The sequence below is a fragment of the Mesorhizobium sp. M7A.F.Ca.ET.027.03.2.1 genome, from assembly GCF_003999175.1.
GTDB lineage: Bacteria > Pseudomonadota > Alphaproteobacteria > Rhizobiales > Rhizobiaceae > Mesorhizobium.
This window is the reverse complement of the sequence record NZ_RZOM01001404.1, coordinates 1-1224: the sequence shown is the minus strand read 5'-3', so window position 1 is coordinate 1224 and position 1224 is coordinate 1. Positions and strand designations below refer to the sequence as shown.

Below are 1224 nucleotides of genomic sequence, written 5' to 3'. Positions count from 1 at the left end.
TTCATGATCTACACCGAGCCGTTCGTCGTCACCGGCGGAGGTCCCGGCAATTCGACGACGTTCCTGTCGATAGACCTGGTCAAGATTGCCATCGGTCAGTTCGATCTCGGGCCGGCGGCCGCCATGTCGATCATCTACTTCCTGATCATCCTTTTGCTGTCTTGGGTGTTCTACACCGTCATGACCAATGTCGATGCGGAGCGCTGAGATGAGCGGCGCCAACGAAGGAACGACGAGGCAGGACCGAGTGCGTGAGACGGCGGTTTCGGACGGGCTCGCCAGCACATTGTCGCAGGACCAGCTTGCGCGGCTGATGCGCCGGCGCGGCGAAGAATCCCGGTTCTGGTGGTTGGTGCCGACGATCTACATCATCTTTCTGATGCTGCCGATCTACTGGCTGGTCAATATGAGCTTCAAGACCAATCAGGAGATTCTGGGCGCGTTTTCGCTGTGGCCGAAGAGCCCGACCCTGGCCAACTACATCGTGATCTTCACCGACCCGTCCTGGTACAAGGGCTACATCAATTCGATCATCTATGTCGTCATGAACATGGTGATCTCGGTTTCGGTGGCGCTGCCGGCTGCCTACGCTTTCTCGCGCTACCGGTTCCTCGGCGACAAGCACCTCTTCTTCTGGCTGTTGACCAACCGCATGGCGCCGCCGGCAGTGTTCGCGCTGCCATTCTTCCAGCTCTATTCGGCCTTCGGGCTGATCGACACGCATATCGCGGTGGCGCTGGCACACTGCCTGTTCAACGTGCCGCTGGCGGTGTGGATCCTCGAGGGTTTCATGTCCGGCGTGCCGAAGGAGATCGATGAGACCGCCTATATCGATGGCTACTCCTTCCCGCGCTTCTTCCTGAAAATCTTCATGCCGCTGATCGCCAGCGGCGTCGGCGTGGCCTGCTTCTTCTGCTTCATGTTCTCATGGGTCGAGCTGCTGATCGCGCGCACCTTGACCACGACCGCCGCCAAGCCGATCGCGGCGATCATGACGCGCACGGTCTCGGCCTCCGGGCTCGACTGGGGCGTGCTCGCCGCCGCCGGCGTGCTCACCATCCTTCCAGGCGCGCTCGTGATCTGGTTCGTCCGTAATTACATCGCCAAGGGCTTCGCCCTGGGGAGGGTATGACCATGAACCTCACCTGGATGGCATGGACGCTGCCAACGGCGATCTTTTTCATCACGATCCTGGTGCTGCTCTGTGGCATGGCGGTCTGGGAA

The 1224-nt window shown here is 60.4% G+C and carries 2 protein-coding genes and 1 pseudogene; all 3 read left to right on the top strand.

Annotated elements, in window-relative coordinates; genetic code table 11:
• A pseudogene (locus EN750_RS35075) lies at positions 1 to 207 on the top strand (sugar ABC transporter permease); the annotation flags it as partial.
• A gap of 1 nt (position 208) precedes the next feature.
• Positions 209 to 1132 (top strand): carbohydrate ABC transporter permease, encoded by a 924-nt coding sequence (locus EN750_RS35070; protein WP_027036701.1) that lies wholly within the window; start codon positions 209 to 211, stop codon positions 1130 to 1132.
• A 2-nt stretch (positions 1133 to 1134) separates the two neighbouring features.
• On the top strand, positions 1135 to 1224 hold a 90-nt coding region (locus tag EN750_RS35065; RefSeq protein WP_245482903.1), incomplete at its 3' end, for a DUF2160 family membrane protein.